Here is a 19,955-nt window from a genome sequence, read left to right as displayed (position 1 = left end):
AGAAATCACTTATTGATTAGGGCTAAAAATAAGTATTGAATTTGATGTATTTTTAATTTCGGTTTCATTCATCATCATTTTTCGAAATTCTCCATTAACGTACATTTCCGCTTGGTCTTTATAATGCGAACTAAATGGATTACCTGATTGGCCGGTAGGCAAAATACTTATACTATTTTCAACATCGGAAAAATCAATTACTCTTCTAGTAGAGGGTCCTGAACTTGTTTTGTAGTAGCCTGTATCATCATACGAAAACGCCAAGTTGTTAATTACCTCTCTTCCGCCTTCAATTGGATAGGGGCCGACATTAAAAAATGAACGTAATGTTTCAATTTGCCCAATTGGGTGTTCATGTTCTATGGTGTGTACTTTTTCCCATTGCCAATTCTCACCATTTGCACCAAAGTCTTTTTCTAACGAGGCTATTGCATCTGTGAAAGACTTATTTACAATAGCTGCCATACGTTCTGTTTCCTCATTAGTATTTACGTTGTCCCACCAAACTGAGTTTTCATTTTTAGATAATGGAGCAATTAGTCTTTTTACAAAATGTGTAGTTAAAAGTTGATTAAATAAATCTTCGCCTAATTCATCTTTAAATGTATTCTTTAGCAAATGATAGATCCATCTATTAAAAACGGTAGCTTCCGAGGATACTAACTTATAGTCACCGTTCCACATTTTTAAACTGTCAATAACCCTCAACCCATTTTCACTCAATAAATTAATATCTATATATTTAGATAAATTAGATACGATTACAGGGTCTATAGCAGAGGTAACATCGGTAATCATATCGCTTACAGATTCTTTATCCCAATCGTTTTTTGGCTCCAATAATTCCACAATCCTCTTAGCTCTATTTTCTGGCAAATAATAGCCTGGATACAACATACCCGCAATAGAATCTGGTTGGTTATTAGCAGAATATACATAATTGCTAGGTGGATTAATTGCCTGTGGATTTTGATTAAAAGCAAGCAACTCTTTTTCAATTGGCAAACCTTTACCCACTTCATAGATCATTTTTGTATTAATAGAATCTGGTATCGAATACAATTGTGCCGATGCAAACCAACCCACATTACCTTCCGCATCCCCATACATTATATTTAAACCTGGGGCATGTATATTGGGTAATGCAGCCCTAAATTCAGAAAGCGTATTTGAGTGACTTAATCCAAATAATGCATCAATAACCTTATTGTCCATTTGTGTGTATATCCAAGACATGGCAATAGGGCGTTCATCTTGTATTTGGTCTGCAATGCCATTTAATATTGGTCCATGTACCGACTTTTTATACGTAAACTCAACAGAAGAAGTGTCCTTGACCTTAATCGTTTTTTCTACTATTTCATAATCAACATATCCATTCGAAGTAAGGTATTGACCGTCATTTTCCGGATTGTTTTGTTCATAATAAAAATCTACATCGTCATTTTCGAACATAGTAATACCGTAGGCAGATGCTCTATTATGCCCTAATAACGGAAAAGGTATACCTGCAATATGGTAACCATACTTTGAATATGTAGGTGTTTCTATATGAGCTTCGTACCAAACAGAAGGCTGAGCAAAACCAATATGTGGATCATTTGCTAAAATAACTTTACCGTTTTTTGTTTTCTCTGGAGCAATTACCCAACTGTTACTGCCCTCGAACAAAGGAACGTTCAATACCCCCAATGCTTTGTTTACGACCGCGGTTAGATTATTTTGCAGGGAATCTTTTTGAGACGGATTGTAATTTTCTATCCATACCGTAGTAGTATCAGAACTAATGCTTAAATCCTTTAAATATTCTGGGCCTAATTTTGCATTTATGGTAGTTAACAAAGGATCTGTCTTATGTGCCATGGCAAAACTAAAAGCCATATAACCAATGGTATTATACACATCTTCTAAAACAAATTCTTTTTTATCAATTCCGGTAAGATAAAACTCTACGGGTGTTGGCCCTTCTTTTATAAATTGATTGATACCGTCCAAATAAGCCTCAGCTAATACAACACCTTCATCGTTTCTATTACTGTTGGCAACCGTTTTTTTTGAAGCATCTGCAATACCTAGAGAAAGGAAAAATTTATCTGTCCCTACTAAATCTTTACCAAAAACTTCTGACAGACCACCACTTGCAATTCGCCTTAAAAGCTCCATTTGCCATAAACGATCTTGTGCATGAACATAACCTAATGTTCTAAACGCATCTTGTTCATTTTCTCCATAAATGTGTGGTATGCCGTAAGTGTCATAATAGACTTTAACCTCTTTTTGTAGATGAACAAGTTCTTGTTCACCGGAATAATCCGGTTTTAATGTATAAACGATAACTCCGGTCGCTATGACCAGAATCGTAATTAGTAACAGCAGAATAAATCCTAATTTCTTAAGTGTTCTCATATTTTTATAGGGGGAATAAGTTTCTAAGTTAAAACTATTTCCACAAAAAACACCTCGGAGCTCTGCTTTTTATTGACAAGTAGTCAACATCCTACATTAATAGAAACTTATTTATTGTTTCGAAGTCCTTCTAATAGCCAGTTTTTATAAGTAGTTACATCTGCATTTTGGATCGATGTATTCAAAACTTCTAAATCTGAAGAAAGCAATACGTAAAATGGCTGAGAAATAGAACCAAAGTTCACATCTTGAAAAGTTCCCCATTTTTGGGCTATGTTATTTATCTCTTTTACGCGGCCACTATCAAATTGAAAATTGAATTTCTCGGCCTCAGGAAGTTCTTCCCTATCATCAGTATACAAAGAAATAAGAACGTAATTATCTTTTATGATAGGAAACACTTCAGCATCGCTCCAGACATTCTCTTCCATTTTTCTACAGTTAACACAAGCCCAACCTGTAAAATCTAGTAGAATTGGCTTGTTAACCTCTTGTGCATAGGCTAAACCTTCATTAAAATCTTTAAAACAGTCTATCCCCAAAGGACAATCGCTTTCTTGTTCAAAAATGCTATAAAATTCTGGTGGCGGAAATCCACTTAACAATTTAAGGTTTGTAATTTTTGTTACTCCCAAAATCAAATAAATAGTAAAAGCCAAACTTACGAATGCAGTCAATTTTCTACCAACCGATAATTTTTTAACAGGACCATCATGTGGGAACTTATATAGACCAAAAAGGTAAAGCGTCATTGCTATTCCTAAAACAATCCAAATACCTAAAAATACTTCTCTTTTCAATATTCCCCAATGTCCGACTAAATCTGCATTAGATAAGAATTTTAGGGCTAAACCAATTTCCAAGAACCCTAAAACCACTTTAACGGTAGTCATCCATCCGCCGGATTTTGGCAAAGAATTTAACCATGCGGGAAACAAAGCAAATAAAGCAAAGGGCAATGCCAAGGCTACACCAAACCCGGTCATACCTGCGGTAAGGTTCATTGCAACTTCACCTTCCGCTAATGTAGTACCACCTAACAAGCCACCTAAAATGGGTCCTGTACAGGAGAATGAAACAATAGCCAAGGTAACCGCCATAAAAAAGATACCGATAACTCCGCCTATTTTAGATGAAGCGTCATCCATTTTATTTGCCCAAGAGCTTGGTAATGTTAGCTCATAATATCCAAAAAAGGAGAATGCAAAAAATACAAATATGACAAAAAACAAAAGATTGAGCCAAACATTGGTCGCAATTGAATTGAGTATTTGAGAATCCACCGAATCGAACAAATGAAATGGTAAGCTTAATAAAAAGTAAATTAGAATAATAAAGAAACCATAAAGCAATGCGTTTATAATTCCTTTAGATTTTTTCTGGGAATGCTTTGTAAAAAAAGACACCGTCAGTGGTATCATAGGAAATACACAAGGAGTCAGTAAAGCTATTAACCCACCTAGAAACCCTAAACCGAATATGACCCAAATATTGGTGCTCTTGGCAATAGTATCTTTACCTTGAGTTAGGAGTTCTTTATTTTTTAAGTCTAATCGTAATTCTTGACCTAAAGCTAGACTTCTTTCATCAACTTTAATAATTTTTTCTTTTGCCTCAGAGCCATCTAACGTAAAAAGAAGTGTATAATCCATAGGTATACAAACATCTTTACAGACCTGATACTCTACATAAACCTCAATTTGATTTATAGTAGAATCTGTAACTTTTATACGCTGTGTAAATCTAGCATTGTCTTTAAAAAAAGTCTCATCTACTTCAAAAATATCACTATACTCCGTAAATGTTTCGCTTTCGGTTGTACCATCGACCAAATCATATTTTTCAGATGCTTCTTTATATTTAAATACTATTGGCAGACCACCAAACTCAGAAGTAAATTGAGAATACAGATGCCATCCTTCAAAAATTTTGGCTTGCATAACAAGTTCATATTCGGTTTCAGCTATTTTATTCACTTTCTGTTCCCAAACTACAGGATTGTCATCTGTTTGAGCATATAGCCCTAAGGGTAAAAAAACTGCAAAAAGTATAACGGTAAAAAATCTTATCATTTAAATTCTATTTTTAATATCTCATGCTCAGTATCAACAACCCTAAATCTATGATCCGCGCGCATGCCTACCACCCAGACTATTTGTTCATTAGAACATAACAACCATTTTTCTTCTTTGGCTAAAACATCGACCTTCTCATCTTTAAAGAATTTTGATAGTTTCTTTTTACGATTTAGTCCTATTGGGTAAAAATAGTCGCCATTTTTCCATTTCCTTATCTCTAATGGATACTTTAACGTATTTTTTTGAACGAAAATTACTTTTTCCGTATTATCTGAACGTTCCGTTACTGTTGAAAATTTTAAAGGCAAAGGAAATTCTATTGTTACCATTTCTTCCGTAATTAAAAACGATGAATCATTTTCGTCATTTTTAATTAGTTCAGACAAGACTAATGAATCTCTATTTTTAACTAGAATATGTGTGGCAGATAATAATTGCTTACCGCTCATTCCCGTTAATAATGCTTCAAGATTATCTAATTCCTTAAATCCGTATGCACCAAACAATCCGTGTAAATATGTGTTTAATGGTTTAAGTTCTTTTAGATTTTGTATGGAAATTGTAATTCTCCCCTCTTTTTCAATAAAAATATCTTTCTTTAATTTCTGAAGATATGCCGATGCAATTTGCTCAGTCTGGCTTAAATAAGCTATAGTGTTTTTAAAATTATCAAAAAAAGTAGAATGCAACTCGTTAAGGTTCGGAACAATTTCTAACCGAATTTTATTTCGTAAATATTTAGTATCAGCGTTACTAGCGTCTTCACGCCAATTTAAATCTAAAGACTGTGCAAAATCTTCTAATTCCTGTCTGGTAAAAGGTAAAAGTGGTCTTCTTAGGTAATTTATTTTCGAGGGAATTCCTGTAAGTCCTTCAATACCGGTACCTCTAGAAAGGTTAATTATAAAAGTCTCTAAATTATCATTAGCATGGTGTGCCGTTAGTAAATAAGCAATACTATTTTCTTTCAACAATTGTTCAAACCAGGTATAGCGCAATTCACGAGCACCCATTTGCACAGAAACTTTATGTTGATTAACATAACCCAAGGTATCAAAATGGGTCAGGTAAATAGTTTTATTTAAGTTTTTAGCAAATTCTTGAACAAAGAGTTCATCACCATCACTTTCCACACCTCTTAATCTAAAATTACAATGGGCTATAGAGAATTGAAGTCCCGCTTGCTGGCAAAGTGTAGAAAGAACCACACTATCTAAACCACCACTACATGCAATTATGAAATGATTATTTAAAAGCTCGGGAAAAGATTTTTCAATATGTTGTTTAAATGCTTTTAACACAGCATAAAGGTAAATAAGTAGTACTACTTATATAAGTTAAGCGGTCATTTTTTTCGAGTAAACTAGTTATAAGCAATTATGAAATTGCCTTTAAAAAAGCACTAACTTTTTCTGAGTGAATTTTTGCTAATTCAGTATTTATTATTCCTTTTTGCTCATCGAAATTTTCACTGTACTTAGGTAAGGAAAAGGTCTCTACCACTTCACCTTTGAATCTTGTTAGCATATTCTCTGCGGCTTCTAAAGCACCAGCACCACCACGTCCACCATTTGAAGTTGCCATTAATAGAATTTTCTTGTCAATCAGAAACTGCTTATCAAGTCTTGAAAGCCAATCAATAACATTTTTAAAATAGGCCGATGGGTAACTGTTGTGCTCATTTACAGAAATAATTAAGCCCGTTGCGTTACTAATTTCATTCTTAAACTCTATAAGTGAATTTGAGAAACCGTTTTCCTTTTCTGCATCTTCACTGTACATAGGAAAAGGATACCTTGCCATATCACGTACATGAACCTCAGTGTTATTTAACAACGTAGTTGTATACTTCGTTAATTTATAATTGATAGAAACCGAAGAATTACTACCGGCAAATGCTAAAACATAACTCATGCTACTATTTTAATGTATATCGGCGAATTTAATTCAATTAAAACAAACGTTAACTTATTTTATCTAATTTTGCCGCGTGAAACATCCAAACATACTGTTTTATAAGTATATAGGATATAAATGTTACAATGAGCAACGCTAAGTCAAGATTGTTTTTTTTAGATGCCATAAGAGCATGGGCTATCTTAATGATGTTACAAGGTCATTTCATTGACGGCTTGTTAGACAATGTCTTTCGTAACGACGCTAACATACTATTTAGTACATGGAAATATTTTAGGGGAATTACAGCGCCGGTATTTTTTACCGTATCGGGTTTTATTTTTACATTTTTACTAATAAGGTCTCCACAAACTGGCTGGGCCAACCCGCGCGTAAAAAAGGGAATTAAGCGTGGGATTGAACTTTTGGTAATTGCATACCTCTTAAGGATGAACCTATTTGGTTTGCTTAAAGGTGAAATCTACGATTCATTTTATTTGGTAGATGTGCTGCATTGCATTGGTCTTTCTTTATTGTTTATTATTGGTTTTTACTTATTAACCTTTGCTAAACAAAAATGGATTTTTCCAACCATACTGGCATCTACAACAGTGCTATTGTTTTTATTAGAACCACTATACAAAGCATCTAGTTTTGAATTTCTTCCTCAGCTTATTGCAAATTACCTAACTAAAGCAAATGGTTCTGTATTTACAATTATACCGTGGTTAGGATATGCAACTATAGGAAGTTTTATGTCTGTTATGTTTTCTAAATACCAGAACAGTAAAAATCTGTATTCTTATATCGTTCCTATATATGTATCTATTGGCTTGGTTTTAATATTTGCATCCTCAGATTTTTTCTATGCTATCTATGAAATTACTGGTATTGAATTATTTCAACAAATATTCAATAACAACTATTTATTCATTCGTTTAGGAGATGTACTTATTGTTTTCTCCATATTCATACTACTGAGAAAAGCACTTATGAATGCAACTTGGTTAAGAATAGGACAAAGTACTTTGTCAATTTATATTATTCATTTTATTATTCTTTATGGCAGTTTCACTGGCGTAGGTTTATATCGTTTTTTTCACCACTCCTTAAATCCTTGGATAGCCATACCTGGAGCAATTTTATTTATGATTGTTAGTACTTTTTTGGCGTTGAGATATGAAAATCATAAAGTAGAAATTAAATCAAACATTTCTAGCTTTTTATCTACTACAAGAATTTACTTGGAACAAATAGCGATTATTGTTTTTGAACTGTTAAGAACGGTAACAGAAAAAATATTACGGGTTTTAGGATTAATTAAAAATTAAATTCTTAATCAATTTAAAGTAAAAAGCAGCCAATAGGCTGCTTTTTTTATATAGTGTACTCTATTTTTTAAACATGTAAAGCACGATCATCTGTAGCCGCTAATGCTGCTTCTTTTACCGCTTCTGCATAGGTAGGGTGAGCATGACTCATTCTAGAGATATCTTCAGCAGACGCTCTAAATTCCATGGCAGTTACCGCTTCTGCAATTAAATCCGCACAACGGGCGCCAATCATATGTACTCCTAAAACTTCATCGGTTTTTTTATCTGCAAGAATTTTTACGAATCCATCTGTATCTCCACTTGCTCTTGAACGCCCTAAAGCACGCATTGGAAATTGACCTACTTTGTACTCTACTCCTGCTTCCTGTAGTTCTTCTTCTGTTTTACCAACAGCAGCAACTTCTGGCCATGTATAAACTACACCAGGAATTAAGTTATAATCTATATGTGGTTTTTGACCTGCCAATATCTCAGCAACCAAAGTACCTTCTTCTTCCGCCTTATGCGCCAACATAGCACCTTTAATTACATCGCCAATTGCATAAATATTATCAACGTTAGTTTTTAAATGAGCGTCAACAATTACTTTTCCTCTTTCATCTAACTTTACTCCGGCAGCATCTGCATTCAATCCGTCTGTATATGCTTTTCTGCCAACAGCAACTAAACAATAATCACCTTCAAAAACAATTTCTTGCCCTTTTTTGTCATCAGCCTTAACGATAACCTTATCGCCTTTTCTTTCTACAGATTTAACCTTGTGCGATAATGCAAATTTTACTTTTTGCTTTTTCAATACTTTGGTCAGTTCTTTGGAAAGAGCACCATCCATACCTGGAATAATACGATCCATAAACTCGACTACAGTAACTTCTGCACCTAGTCTTTTGTACACTTGCCCTAATTCTAAACCAATAACACCACCACCTATAACAATCATATGTTTAGGCACTTCTTTTAACTCTAGCGCCTCCGTAGAAGTAATAATGCGTTCTTTATCTAATTTTATAAACGGTAAGGTAGATGGCTTAGAGCCCGTAGCAATAATGATATTTTTTGCTTTTATTTCTTCCGCTTTACCATCGTTCTTTTTAATGTTTACATGAGTTGCGTCTTTAAAGCTACCAACACCTTCGTAAACGGTAATTTTATTCTTATCCATTAAAAATTCAATTCCCTTAGTAGTTTGGTCAACAACACCTTGCTTACGGGCAATCATTTTTTCCAAGTTTACTTTTATCTCTCCTGGAATTTCAATACCATGCTCTTCAAAATGCTTAGTTGCATCTTCATAATGATGCGAAGAATCTAACATGGCCTTAGAAGGAATGCACCCTACATTTAAACATGTTCCCCCTAGGGTGGAATATTTTTCAATTATTGCAGTTTTCATTCCTAGTTGTGCACAACGTATGGCTGCTACGTATCCTCCAGGTCCTGAGCCTATAATGGCTACATCATATTGATCCATAAAATATTTGTTTTCTAATGTCTTACAAAATTACTACTATTTTTAGTTTTAGAACTCATTTAAACTTATTGTTTAGTACCGAAAACATTACCTTTTGTACTGTTCTGTGATGTTTTTCATTGGCATTATATAACTTAGCTTATTTAAAATGAAGTAATAGCAGTATTATGCAAAATAATATAGGTTAAAAAAATAGTAGTTGCTAAAGAGGAATCGCTGTAGATTGTTTCACCTCTTTTATCGTAAAAGAACTTTGTGTACTACCAATATGATTCATAGCCGTTAACTTGTTGACCATAAAATTACGGTAAGCCTCCATATCTTTTACGTGGATTTTTAACAGGTAATCGTAATCACCACTTAAATGATGACATTCCACAACTTCATGCAAACGTAAAACTTGGGCTTCAAATTGCGCAATATTATCTTTTACATGCTGCACTAACTTTACATGGCAAAATACCGTAAAATTTCTATTGACAATGGCCTTATCTACCAGAGCAACATAATTTCTTATTGCCCCTGTTCTTTCTAATCTTTTTATACGCTCATAAATGGCAGTTGTTGATAAGCCTAATTTTAAGGCGTATTCCTTGGTAGTTTTTTTGCTATCCGCCTGCAAAAGCGCTAATAACTTACCATCTGTTTCGTCTAATTTCATAGTGATTAATTTTCTACAAAGAACATCAAAATTAATTAAAATTAGATTTAAATTCTAATTTTATAATTATTTTAGATTTAAATTCTAAAATTTTACATTCACATTGACAATAACACTAGCATAGGTTAAATTTACTTAAAAATATAACCCATGAGTCAAAAGACGAGCAACGATTTACAAGATTTACAATATTTCGGAGAATATGGAGGCGTAAACCCCTCAATATCAGATTCTTCTACGTATACATTTATATCGGCAAAAACAATGTTCGATACTTTTGAGGGGAATACTGAAGGCTGTTATTTATACAGTAGACACTCGTCGCCGTCAAACTTATATTTAGGTGAAGCTCTTGCCGCTCTGGAGGGCACAGAAAGTGCAAACGTTACTGCTAGCGGCATGGGTGCAATTACTGCCGTAATATTACAATTATGTAATGCAGGTGACCACATTATAAGTAGTAGAACAATTTATGGCGGCACATACGCTTTCATGAAGAATTTTTTAATAAAATTTGGAATAAAAACCACCTTTTTAGATATCACTGATTTAGATGCGGTAGCAAAAGCTATTACACCAAAAACAAAAATGATTTACTGTGAAAGTGTTAGTAACCCTTTACTAGAAGTAGCGGATATTTCTGCGCTCTCACGAATTTCCAAAAAAAATGAATTGCCCTTGGTAGTAGATAATACATTTTCTCCACTAACGGTAACCCCTGCAAAATTAGGAGCAGATATTATTATTCATAGTCTTACCAAGTTTATAAACGGAACAAGTGATTGTGTTGCAGGTGTAGTATGCGGTACAACCGAGTTTTGTCTAAGTCTTAAAGATGTAAATAATGGCGCAGGTATGCTCCTTGGAAGCACACTGGATAGTTTACGTGCGGCATCTATTTTAAAAAACATGAGAACGTTACATATTCGAATGAAAAAACATAGTGAGAATGCCATGTTTTTAGCTCAGAACTTTGAAAAAGATGGACTTCGAGTGGTTTATCCAGGGTTACCATCTCATCCAGGACACTTAATAATGGAAGACCAAATGAATCCCGAGTATGGTTATGGTGGTTTAGTAACAATGGACGTTGGCACCCTAGAAAATGCCAATGCTTTGATGGAATTAATGCAAGAAAGAAAATTAGGGTATTTAGCTGTTAGTCTTGGGTTTTACAAAACTCTTTTTAGTGCGCCTGGCACTTCAACATCTTCAGAAATTCCGTTAGATGAACAAGAAGAAATGGGACTTGGAAACGGGCTAATTCGTTTTTCAATAGGATTAGACGATGATATTCAAAGAACCTATTCCTTAATGAAAAAGTGTTTATTAGACCTTAAAATACTAGATATTACAAGTATAAAAGCCTAATTATTTAAAAAATAAATTGGTTTGCACAACAGTAGCATAAATCGTAATATTACGTAATAACCAAACGTCCTTTAAATGTCAGACCAAAACACCAATGAGCATAGAGAAAACGAGCATATTGTAAGAAATAAAGAGTTAAGCCTTTTTGAAGCTTTAATTCCGGTGGTGCTTTTAATGGCAATGCTGGCTTACAATATATTCTTTGCAGATGGCGAATGGTTTGGTGAATATTCAAATCAGATTATATTACTTATCGGAGGGTTCTTTGCAGCAATAGTTGGTTTTTTTAACAAAACGACGTTCGCAACCATGGTTATGGAAATTTACGAAAACCTTAAAAGCGTTTTCGTTCCAATAATGATATTATTTCTTGTAGGTGCTTTGGCAGGCACTTGGCTAGTAAGTGGAATAATACCCGCGATGGTTTATTATGGTTTAAAAGTATTAAGTCCGTCAATATTCCTACCCGCATCAATAGTCATAGCCGCTATTATTTCAATTGCTACGGGTAGTTCATGGACAACATCAGCTACAGTTGGTATTGCATTAGTGGGTATTGGCACAGCCTTAGGTATACCCACAGGAATGATTGCAGGTGCTGTAATATCTGGAGCCTATTTTGGAGATAAAATGTCCCCTCTGAGCGACACTACGAATTTAGCTCCTGCTATGGCCGGCACTGATCTGTTTACACATATTAAATATATGTTGTTTACAACAGGACCTACCATTCTTATAACAATTATTACCTTTTCAATCATAAGTTTAAATATAGATACTACCGGTAATGCTGATGTTACAGGCTTATTAAATACCATTACACAAACCTTTAATATTAGCCCATACTTATTTATAGTTCCGGTGGCAGTTATAGCCCTAATTTTATTAAAAACTAAACCCCTAATAGCTTTAGGAACAGGTGTTGTTTTAGCTGGCATTTTTGCTTTTATTTTTCAGCCAGACATATTAGCCTCTCTAGCTGACTCAAAACTCGGCGCCATTATTAAGGCTGTTTTAACAGATACGGCCATTATAACGGATAATGAAAAATTGAATGAACTTTTTAGTTCTGGAGGAATGAATGGTATGCTTTGGACAATTTATCTAATATGCTGCGCAATGGTTTTTGGTGGTATAATGGATGGGATTGGAGGATTATCAAGAATTACCCAATCCCTATTATCCGTGGCGAAAAGTATTTTTGGACTATTTTCTAGCACAGTACTTAGCTGCTTAGGTCTTAATATTATTGCAAGCGACCAATACTTGGCGTTAGTTATTCCAGGTAAAATGTTTAAAAAAGCGTATCAAGATAGAGGTTTAGCTCCTGAAAATTTAAGTCGTACTTTAGAAGACTCCGGTACTGTTACTTCTGTACTAATTCCATGGAACACATGTGGGGCGTACCAATCGGGAGTGCTGGGCGTAAGTGTTTCTGAATATTTTGCGTTTGCTATATTTAATTGGTTAAGTCCTATTATGACATTAATATTTGCTGCTTTTAATATTAAGATAAGACAACTTACTAAAAATGAATCTTAATTTTTAAAAATAGTTAATTAAAGTCAATACACTACTTTAACTAATAATCTCATAACGATCTACTCTTAATTTTGAGCTTTTCGTATTAAACCCCTACCATTCTTTCAGCTATTCAAAATAGTTATTCTTGTATTGAAAAATCTAATTTAGAAAGTCCTTTAACCCTCTTACAAGTCTTAATTTTGCTTTATAATAAATTATAAAACAAGAATATAGTATGGCATTTGTTGGAAAAAAATTCCCGAATATTAGTGTAAACGCAATGAACGAAATGGGCGACACTTTTAAACTTAACGTTTTAGAACAAGCTCAAAAAAACAATAAAAAAGTGGTTCTTTTCTGGTACCCAAAAGACTTCACTTTTGTTTGCCCTACAGAGCTACACGCTTTCCAAGCAGCAATAGGTGAATTTGAAAAAAGAAATACTTTAGTAATAGGTGCTTCTTGTGATACACCAGAAGTTCATTTTGCATGGTTAAGTACAAACAAAGATAATGGCGGTATTGAAGGAGTTACATACCCAATTTTGGCTGACAGTAACCGTAACTTATCTAGCGTTTTAGGAATTTTAGATATCCAAAACGAAGTTTACGATGAAGAAACAGAAACAGTGCAGGTTGAAGGCGATAATGTTACTTACAGAGCAACTTATATTATAGACGAAGAGGGTGTTGTACAACACGAAAGTATCAATAATATGCCTTTAGGTAGAAACGTTGGTGAGTACTTACGTTTAGTTGATGCTTTAACACACGTACAAGAAAAAGGAGAGGTTTGCCCGGCAAACTGGGAAGAAGGTAAAGAAGCAATGTCAGCAAATAGAGACGGAGTTGCAAATTACCTATCTGTCCACGCCAATTAATTACAATTTTTAATGAACATGAAGTAACCCCTTCATGTTCATTTTATTAATCCTTAAATAACTTTAATTATGTTATTAGAATTAGAACAAGATAATTTACAGGAAATTATAAATAACAATGATAATGTAGTTGTTCAATACTCAGCAACTTGGTGCGGTAATTGCAGAATTATGAAACCAAAATTTAAGAAAGAAGCTTCTGAAAACGAAAATATAACTTTCGTAATTGCAGATGCAGAAAAATTTCCTGAATCAAGAAAACTTGCCAATGTAAATAATTTGCCAACTTTTGCCTCTTTTGAAAAAGGAAAGTTTAAAAATCAGGTTCAAACAAATAAGTATGACCTTTTAAAAGATTTAATCAGTGAGGTTACCCATAATTAAATTACTGACCGAATTTATAGAAGAGAAAGATAGTGACTACATTCAAGAAACTATTGAAACTCTAGAAGCATTAACAGAGCTGCCTTCGCTAAAAGATGAAGAACTTGACGTTATTGGTGAACTTATTTCTAACATGTACGGCGCTCTAGATGTGGCTGCTAACATAGCCCAAGGAACACCTAAAAAAGAAGCGCTGAATCAATTTATGCAGCGTGTAATGGGCTCCATAGATAAGTGAAAAAAATAAAGCATATAAAATCCTTTCGTTTACGAAGGGATTTTTTTATTCGTATAAAATCACATTTCATCTTTATATTTTATAATTTCACATCTTCAATTATAAAACACTAAGGATATGGCTTCGGTTACTTTAAAAGGAAATACGATACACACTTTAGGCACTTTACCTTCAACTGGCGGCAAGGCTCCTGAATTTCAATTAACTAAAAATGATTTATCTACTGTAAAACTTTCTGATTATGAGGGTTCTAGAGTAGTTTTAAATATATTTCCTAGTGTAGACACTGGAACCTGTGCTCAATCTGTTCGTCAATTTAACAAAGAAGCTGCAGAATTAGATAACACAATAGTACTTTGTATATCTAAAGACTTACCATTTGCACAAGCACGCTTTTGTGGTGCTGAAGGAATAGAAAATGTTGAAATGCTTTCTGATTTTAAAGATGGTAATTTTGGTAAATCTTATCATGTAGATTTTTCTGATGGCCCTTTAGCTCCATTACACTCTAGAGCCGTAGTCGTTGTAGATGAAAAAGGAAATGTCTTATACACTGAACAAGTAGCAGAAACGACCGAAGAACCTAATTACAAGGCAGCATTGGAGTCTTTAATGAACGAATAATCGACACTTATGCCCAAAGAATCTTTTTTGGTCAATCGTATAAAAAGTGTTGGTTTTGCTCTTAAAGGTGCTTTTTTACTGATACGTACAGAAGCAAGCATAAAAATTCAAGTTTTTATTGCTTTTGTAATGACCGCTGCCGGTTTTTATTATGAAATATCCAATACGGAATGGATTTTTCAAATTTTCGCCATTGCATTGGTTTTAGGTATCGAAGGAATGAATACGGCAGTTGAAAAAATAGCAGACTATGTACAACCAGAATTTGATGTAAAAATTGGGTTCATTAAAGATATAGCTGCAGGTGCAGTAATGTTGGTTTCCATTGCATCTACAATAATTGGTTTAATCATTTACTTGCCAAAAATTTTATAGAATTCGTCATGATTCCCTCTAGCTTATCTTATTAGTACTACTAGGCATGCCATTCGGCTGTAAATAGTAAATCAGTTTTAATCCGACTAAAACGTCTAGGCATTTTAAATATTGATTATCGAGTAAATTTGTAATTTAGCACCAGAATTAATTTTTAATGGCAAAAAAGGCAACTAAATCAAAGCCAAAACCTACTAAAAAAGGATTATCGTTTAAATTATCCAAACAAAATAAAATTATTTTGGGTAGTCTATTGATGCTTTTTAGTATCGCATTGTTCTTTTCATTTATATCTTTTTATTTTAATTGGCAAGATGACCAAAGTCTACTTTCAGAATTTAAGGATCGTAACGAACTAGCTAAAAATTTATTAAACAAATTTGGCGCGAGCATTAGCCATTTTTTTATGTACAAAGGCTTTGGCCTTGCATCCCTTATATTTCCTTTTTTAATTTGCATAACCGGTATTTATCTATTTTTAGGACTTCCGTTAAAAGCCTTATTTAAAAAATGGATATGGGGGTTAATATTTGTAATTTGGATTTCCATTGCCTTAGGTTTTTTTGCTACGAACAGTCCTTTACTAGGAGGTTTAGTAGGTTTTGAAATGAATGATTTCCTACAAGATTACGCCGGAAAAATTGGTGTTCTTTTGTTATTAATATTCGGACTAATCTTTATTTTAGTTCGGCTGTTTAAGGTTACACCTGAAGGCATATCTGCATTCTTTAAATCAAGAAAAGAAGCAATTTCATCAGAATTTAAAGCTAACCAAGAACGAAAAGCAAATAGTAAGAAAGAGCAAACCGAACAAGAGGAAGAAGACATGCTTATTCGGTCTTTAGAAGAAGATTCATCTGTAATTATGGATACCTATACCCATAAAACAGAAATTCCTCATTTAGAAAAAGAGGAAGATATAAGCGATTTTAAAATTAATACATCGGAGCCGGAAGAAACTTTGGCTATGGAAGTTGAACAGGTAATAGAAGAACCTGAAGAATTAGATATTCTTGCCAATAAACTGGTTGATGATTTTGGGGAATTTGACCCTACCTTGGAATTAGGTAATTATAAATTTCCAACCATAGAACTTTTAGACGCACATGGCGCTACTGGTGGTATTACTATTAATCAAGAGGAATTAGAGGAAAACAAGAATAAAATTGTTGAAACTCTTAAGAACTATAAAATTGGTATTGCTCAAATTAAAGCAACTATAGGACCTACCGTTACTTTGTATGAAATTGTTCCAGAAGCAGGTGTACGTATTTCCAAAATCAAAAATTTAGAAGACGATATTGCATTGTCATTGGCTGCTTTGGGCATTCGTATAATAGCACCAATACCAGGTAAAGGAACTATAGGTATTGAAGTTCCAAATAAAAACGCCTCTATTGTTTCTATGCGATCCGTAATTGCATCGAGCAAATTTCAGAAAGCTGAAATGGAACTCCCTATTGCATTTGGTAAAACAATTAGTAACGAAACTTTTGTGGTAGATTTAGCGAAAATGCCACATCTTTTAATGGCAGGTGCTACGGGGCAAGGAAAATCTGTTGGTTTAAATGCTGTTTTAACGTCATTATTATACAAAAAACACCCAGCTGAAGTAAAATTTATATTAGTAGATCCCAAGAAAGTTGAATTAACGCTTTACAATAAAATTGAACGTCATTTCTTAGCCAAATTACCAGATTCTGAAGAAGCAATCATTACGGACAATACCAAGGTAATTCATACACTAAATTCACTCTGTATAGAAATGGATAATCGTTATGAATTATTGAAAGTTGCCATGGTTCGTAATATCAAAGAATACAACGTAAAATTTAAGGCTCGTAAGCTGAACCCTAATGATGGTCATAAGTTTTTACCCTATATAGTTCTTGTAATTGATGAGTTTGCCGATTTAATTATGACGGCCGGTAAAGAGGTAGAAACCCCCGTTGCCAGACTAGCACAATTAGCTAGAGCAATTGGTATTCATTTAATTATAGCAACGCAACGACCTTCGGTAAATGTTATTACGGGTATTATAAAAGCCAACTTCCCTGCCAGGTTAGCCTTTAGGGTAACCTCTAAAATAGATTCCAGAACAATTTTAGATACTGCCGGTGCAGACCAATTAATAGGTCGTGGTGACATGTTATTTACCCAAGGTAATGACGTTACGCGTATACAATGCGCCTTTGTCGATACACCCGAAGTTGGGAAAATTGTAGATTTTATAGGCAGTCAACGTGCTTACCCAGATGCACATGAGCTTCCAGAATATGTAGGTGAAGATTCTGGCACGAGTCTTGATAATAACGTGTCTGAAAGGGATGCTAAGTTTCGTGAAGCTGCCGAAGTTATCGTAATTGCACAGCAAGGTTCGGCCTCATTAATTCAACGTAAATTAAAGTTAGGCTACAATAGAGCTGGTAGAATTATTGACCAGCTAGAAGCAGCAGGAATTGTAGGCCCGTTTGAAGGCAGCAAAGCACGACAAGTTTATGTGACGGACATGGTAGCCCTTCAACAAATATTGGATAATGAATAATATTAAAAAAGAGATGAAGAAAATTATTATTGTATTGACGATTATGTTTACCGCAACCTATGCAAATGCGCAAGGTTCAGACAAAGCAAAGGCATTGTTAGACGAGGTATACACAAAAGTAAAAAGCTACGATAACATTTTTGTAGATTTTAAATTTGACTTAAAAAATACGGAAGCTGGTATTAATCAAGAAACAAGAGGGGATGTAACCTTAGCCGGAAATAAATATATATTCAATTACCTAGGTTCTCAGCAGTTGTATGATGGAAAAAAAGTATACACTATTGTTCCAGAAAATGAAGAGGTAACCATTGAAGACAAATCCGATGATGAAAATGCTATGACCCCTTCAAAAATGCTAACTTTCTACAAAGAAGGACATAATTATGCGTGGGATATTACCCAGGACGTACAGGGCCGTAAAATCCAATATGTAAAATTGACACCTATAGATTCCGATACTGAAATAAAATCAAGATTATTAGGTATTGATATGGGAACAAAACATATTTATAAACTTATAGAAACGGGCAAGAACGGTACAAAGACTACTATCATTGTTAATTCTTTTAAAACAAACGAAGTGTTGTCCAAAACCTTATTTACTTTTGATGAAGCTAAATACAAGGATGAAGGCTATTTCATTCTAAGAAATTAGAACAATTGAGAATACTAGACCGATATATCTTATCAAGATTCGTCTTTAATTTTGTCAGCTCGTTTGTAATATTGATGTTTATCTTCATATTTCAAACGATTTGGCTTTTTATTGATGACCTTGCGGGTAAAGGTTTAGACATTGTTATTATCGGTAAATTTCTGTTTTACCTAATGCCAGACTTAACAGAAAAAGTATTACCCCTTACCGTATTACTATCTTCAATTTTAACCTTTGGGGCAATTGCAGAAAATTATGAATTTGCGGCTATGAAAGCTTCAGGAATTTCATTGCAGCGATCCATGCTTAGCTTAATTATTTTTGTAACTATTTTAGGGGGAGTCACTTTTTTCTTCGCTAATAATGTAATTCCACTATCCCAACGAAAGATTTACAATCTCCGAAGAAATATCGCCAAAGTAAAACCCGCTGCAGTAGTTTCTGAAGGGGTTTTTAGTGATTTTGAAGGAATGAATATTAAAGTTGATGAGAAATATGGCGATAATGATCGTTTTTTAAGAAATGTAATTATTCATATTAAGTCAAAAAATAATCTGAACACTACAGTAATAAAATCTGAATCAGGCGAATTAGTTAGTAGTGAAGCCTCTGACTTAATACAACTTGTTTTAAAAAACGGGCACTATTATGAGGACGTTACTTCGAAAAGTAATGATAGCAAGATGAAATTTCCTTTTGCCCAAGCAAATTTCGATACCTACACTATGAATATCGAAATTCCTGAAATCAATAATGACGAGCTAGAAGAAGAACGCGATATTAGCACAGATAAAATGAAAAACATATCTCGGCTAACCAAGGATATCGATTCTTTACGTGGGGATAACTATAATATTGTTCGTGCATTTTCTAAAAATATTGAAAGTAGAAGTGGACTATTTGTTCCTCTTATTAACAATAGTGCCGATTCTACACTTACCGATTTGGCCACTAGAAAAGATTCCATATCTGCCCAAAAAGCGATAGCAGCAAAAGCTAATATTGCCCTACAAGATTCTATAAAAGAAAATATACTCATTCTTTTTCCAGATTGGCAACAGATACAGATTTTAAGTAGTGCAAAAAATGCCACCAGTAGTATATTAGGTTCTGTTAGTGGTAAAAAAGAAGAGATGCAAAAAAGATATAAAATCTATAACATGCACATTCTTTCTTTACATAATAAATATGCATTGGCCTTTTCATGTATTATCCTGTTCTTTGTTGGTGCACCTTTGGGAGCTATAATTAGAAAAGGTGGGTTAGGATTACCTATGGTTATTGCCATAGTTCTTTTTTTAATCTATTATTTTATCGGTGTTTTTGCTGGTAACTATGCTAAAGAAGATAATATTCACCCCATTTTAGGCGCCTGGCTTTCTACATTAATTGTCCTGCCACTTGGTATATTTCTTACCAAAAGAGCTACAGAGGACAAGGGAATGATGAATTTTGGATTCATTTCAGATTTCTTCAAAAAAATATTTAAGAAAAAAGATAAAAGCTGATT

Annotated in this window: 17 protein-coding genes; 11 read left to right on the top strand and 6 right to left on the bottom strand. The window is 33.9% G+C overall.

Annotated elements, in window-relative coordinates; genetic code table 11:
• Positions 1-9: 9 nt before the first annotated feature.
• From BTR34_RS15620 to BTR34_RS15605, 4 genes are all read right to left on the bottom strand, one after another.
• Complete coding sequence (locus BTR34_RS15620) at positions 10-2,406, bottom strand: penicillin acylase family protein (protein ID WP_068485080.1); 2,397 nt, start codon at positions 2,404-2,406, stop codon at positions 10-12.
• Positions 2,407-2,513: 107 nt separating this feature from the next.
• Positions 2,514-4,478: a protein-disulfide reductase DsbD family protein gene (locus BTR34_RS15615; protein ID WP_068485081.1), complete on the bottom strand. Its 1,965-nt coding sequence runs from the start codon at positions 4,476-4,478 to the stop codon at positions 2,514-2,516.
• Positions 4,475-5,785, bottom strand: coding sequence for a tRNA lysidine(34) synthetase TilS (gene tilS / locus BTR34_RS15610; RefSeq protein ID WP_068485082.1), 1,311 nt, complete (start codon positions 5,783-5,785; stop codon positions 4,475-4,477). Before tilS ends, BTR34_RS15615 begins: the two co-directional genes overlap by 4 nt.
• 76 nt (positions 5,786-5,861) lie before the next feature.
• Positions 5,862-6,398, bottom strand: coding sequence for an NADPH-dependent FMN reductase (locus BTR34_RS15605; protein ID WP_068485083.1), 537 nt, complete (start codon positions 6,396-6,398; stop codon positions 5,862-5,864).
• Between the two features lie 128 nt (positions 6,399-6,526).
• Here BTR34_RS15605 and BTR34_RS15600 point away from each other — a divergent pair, with 128 nt between their 5' ends.
• The gene (locus BTR34_RS15600; protein WP_068485084.1) at positions 6,527-7,711 is read left to right on the top strand and encodes a heparan-alpha-glucosaminide N-acetyltransferase domain-containing protein; all 1,185 of its coding nucleotides are present in this window, start codon (positions 6,527-6,529) and stop codon (positions 7,709-7,711) included.
• Between the two features lie 67 nt (positions 7,712-7,778).
• Here the strand turns inward: BTR34_RS15600 and lpdA are convergent, their stop codons facing one another.
• Together lpdA and BTR34_RS15590 are read right to left on the bottom strand one after the other, a co-directional pair.
• On the bottom strand, positions 7,779-9,185 hold the full coding sequence (gene lpdA, locus BTR34_RS15595) for a dihydrolipoyl dehydrogenase (RefSeq protein WP_068485085.1): 1,407 nt from the start codon (positions 9,183-9,185) through the stop codon (positions 7,779-7,781).
• A gap of 202 nt (positions 9,186-9,387) precedes the next feature.
• Entirely contained in the window at positions 9,388-9,846 is a 459-nt protein-coding gene (locus tag BTR34_RS15590) for an Lrp/AsnC family transcriptional regulator (RefSeq protein ID WP_068485086.1), read from the bottom strand.
• A 150-nt stretch (positions 9,847-9,996) separates the two neighbouring features.
• Between BTR34_RS15590 and BTR34_RS15585 the strand changes: the two genes are divergently transcribed.
• The 10 genes from BTR34_RS15585 to BTR34_RS15540 all read left to right on the top strand — a co-directional run bounded on the left by BTR34_RS15585 (position 9,997) and on the right by BTR34_RS15540 (position 19,953).
• On the top strand, positions 9,997-11,217 hold the full coding sequence (locus tag BTR34_RS15585) for an aminotransferase class I/II-fold pyridoxal phosphate-dependent enzyme (RefSeq protein ID WP_068485087.1): 1,221 nt from the start codon (positions 9,997-9,999) through the stop codon (positions 11,215-11,217).
• Positions 11,218-11,292: 75 nt separating this feature from the next.
• Positions 11,293-12,759 (top strand): Na+/H+ antiporter NhaC, encoded by a 1,467-nt coding sequence (gene nhaC / locus BTR34_RS15580; protein ID WP_068485088.1) that lies wholly within the window; start codon positions 11,293-11,295, stop codon positions 12,757-12,759.
• Positions 12,760-12,976: 217 nt separating this feature from the next.
• Positions 12,977-13,621 (top strand): peroxiredoxin, encoded by a 645-nt coding sequence (locus BTR34_RS15575; protein WP_068485089.1) that lies wholly within the window; start codon positions 12,977-12,979, stop codon positions 13,619-13,621.
• A 69-nt stretch (positions 13,622-13,690) separates the two neighbouring features.
• Positions 13,691-14,005: a thioredoxin family protein gene (locus tag BTR34_RS15570; RefSeq protein ID WP_068485090.1), complete on the top strand. Its 315-nt coding sequence runs from the start codon at positions 13,691-13,693 to the stop codon at positions 14,003-14,005.
• Positions 13,986-14,243, top strand: a complete 258-nt coding sequence (locus tag BTR34_RS15565; protein WP_068485091.1) for a DUF6952 family protein — start codon at positions 13,986-13,988, stop codon at positions 14,241-14,243. Before BTR34_RS15570 ends, BTR34_RS15565 begins: the two co-directional genes overlap by 20 nt.
• A 117-nt stretch (positions 14,244-14,360) precedes the next feature.
• Positions 14,361-14,867 (top strand): thiol peroxidase, encoded by a 507-nt coding sequence (gene tpx, locus BTR34_RS15560; RefSeq protein ID WP_068485092.1) that lies wholly within the window; start codon positions 14,361-14,363, stop codon positions 14,865-14,867.
• 9 nt (positions 14,868-14,876) lie between these two features.
• Complete coding sequence (locus BTR34_RS15555) at positions 14,877-15,242, top strand: diacylglycerol kinase family protein (protein ID WP_068485093.1); 366 nt, start codon at positions 14,877-14,879, stop codon at positions 15,240-15,242.
• A 157-nt stretch (positions 15,243-15,399) separates the two neighbouring features.
• Positions 15,400-17,787: an FtsK/SpoIIIE family DNA translocase gene (locus BTR34_RS15550; protein ID WP_068485094.1), complete on the top strand. Its 2,388-nt coding sequence runs from the start codon at positions 15,400-15,402 to the stop codon at positions 17,785-17,787.
• 13 nt (positions 17,788-17,800) lie between these two features.
• Complete coding sequence (locus BTR34_RS15545; protein WP_068485104.1) at positions 17,801-18,445, top strand: LolA family protein; 645 nt, start codon at positions 17,801-17,803, stop codon at positions 18,443-18,445.
• Between the two features lie 26 nt (positions 18,446-18,471).
• Entirely contained in the window at positions 18,472-19,953 is a 1,482-nt protein-coding gene (locus BTR34_RS15540; RefSeq protein WP_074472176.1) for an LptF/LptG family permease, read from the top strand.
• The last annotated feature ends 2 nt before the right edge of the window (positions 19,954-19,955 follow it).

Origin of the sequence: Maribacter hydrothermalis, from assembly GCF_001913155.1 — a bacterium.
Classification (GTDB): domain Bacteria; phylum Bacteroidota; class Bacteroidia; order Flavobacteriales; family Flavobacteriaceae; genus Maribacter; species Maribacter hydrothermalis.
The sequence above is the reverse complement of the archived record's forward strand: the minus strand, read 5'-3'. Positions and strand labels throughout refer to the sequence as shown.

Excerpts from the sequence above, each read along its gene's own strand:
- BTR34_RS15620 (WP_068485080.1), bottom strand. The coding sequence starts at position 2,406 with ATGAGAACACTTAAGAAATTAGGATTTATTCTGCTGTTACTAATTACG.
- BTR34_RS15615 (WP_068485081.1), bottom strand. The coding sequence starts at position 4,478 with ATGATAAGATTTTTTACCGTTATACTTTTTGCAGTTTTTTTACCCTTA.
- BTR34_RS15605 (WP_068485083.1), bottom strand. The coding sequence starts at position 6,398 with ATGAGTTATGTTTTAGCATTTGCCGGTAGTAATTCTTCGGTTTCTATC.
- BTR34_RS15600 (WP_068485084.1), top strand. The coding sequence starts at position 6,527 with ATGAGCAACGCTAAGTCAAGATTGTTTTTTTTAGATGCCATAAGAGCA.
- lpdA (WP_068485085.1), bottom strand. The coding sequence starts at position 9,185 with ATGGATCAATATGATGTAGCCATTATAGGCTCAGGACCTGGAGGATAC.
- BTR34_RS15590 (WP_068485086.1), bottom strand. The coding sequence starts at position 9,846 with ATGAAATTAGACGAAACAGATGGTAAGTTATTAGCGCTTTTGCAGGCG.
- BTR34_RS15585 (WP_068485087.1), top strand. The coding sequence starts at position 9,997 with ATGAGTCAAAAGACGAGCAACGATTTACAAGATTTACAATATTTCGGA.
- nhaC (WP_068485088.1), top strand. The coding sequence starts at position 11,293 with ATGTCAGACCAAAACACCAATGAGCATAGAGAAAACGAGCATATTGTA.
- BTR34_RS15575 (WP_068485089.1), top strand. The coding sequence starts at position 12,977 with ATGGCATTTGTTGGAAAAAAATTCCCGAATATTAGTGTAAACGCAATG.
- BTR34_RS15570 (WP_068485090.1), top strand. The coding sequence starts at position 13,691 with ATGTTATTAGAATTAGAACAAGATAATTTACAGGAAATTATAAATAAC.
- tpx (WP_068485092.1), top strand. The coding sequence starts at position 14,361 with ATGGCTTCGGTTACTTTAAAAGGAAATACGATACACACTTTAGGCACT.
- BTR34_RS15555 (WP_068485093.1), top strand. The coding sequence starts at position 14,877 with ATGCCCAAAGAATCTTTTTTGGTCAATCGTATAAAAAGTGTTGGTTTT.
- BTR34_RS15550 (WP_068485094.1), top strand. The coding sequence starts at position 15,400 with ATGGCAAAAAAGGCAACTAAATCAAAGCCAAAACCTACTAAAAAAGGA.
- BTR34_RS15545 (WP_068485104.1), top strand. The coding sequence starts at position 17,801 with ATGAAGAAAATTATTATTGTATTGACGATTATGTTTACCGCAACCTAT.